This window comes from Lonsdalea iberica (assembly GCF_002111585.1).
GTDB classification, from domain to species: domain Bacteria; phylum Pseudomonadota; class Gammaproteobacteria; order Enterobacterales; family Enterobacteriaceae; genus Lonsdalea; species Lonsdalea iberica.
The window spans coordinates 1-579 of record NZ_LUTP01000129.1 but is presented as its reverse complement, the minus strand read 5'-3'; the positions used below and the strand labels follow the sequence as shown (position 1 = coordinate 579).

At 66.1% G+C, this 579-nt stretch carries 1 pseudogene; it reads right to left on the bottom strand.

Annotation, left to right across the window (positions count from 1 at the left end):
• Nucleotides 1-579: pseudogene (locus tag AU511_RS17050) on the bottom strand (RHS repeat-associated core domain-containing protein); the annotation flags it as partial.

The following is a 579-nucleotide window of genomic DNA, read 5'->3' as shown; positions in this document are numbered from 1 at the left end:
CCCGCCCCGGCGTTCGCTCTCGCGCCCGGCGGCATCGTGATTCATCGTCAGTTCCGCGCCGTCCGGCAGCAGCACCTGTTTGAGCTCACCGGTCCGGCTGTAGCGGAAGGTGCTGGTCAGTCCTTCCTCTTCCTGTTCTTCTTCCGACCACAGCAGGGTGCGCGTGACGCTGTGCTCATCGTAGGCTCTGCGCACTTCCGTGCCGTTCTGCCACTCGCGCACCACCCGGTCGCGCAGGTCGTATTCCAGCTGTACGTGGCTGACCGAAGACGTCACCTCGGTCAGCCGTCCCACCGCATCGTAGCGATAGTGCACCGTCTCTTCCGGCGAGGTCTCCTGTATCAGCAGGCCACGGCCGTCGTACTGGAAGCGACGCTGCTCGCCTTCGCCGTTGCGCACCTCGATGCAGTGCCCGTCTTCGTCATAGCCGTAGTGGGTGACCGTGCCGGCCATATCCTGTTCGCGGATGACTCGCCCATCGGCATCCAGCCACCACTGCCAGCGGCTGCCGTCCGGCGCAGTGACCGACGTCAGCTGCTGCGTCTCCGGGTCGTAGCCGTAGCGCCAGGTCCGGCCCTG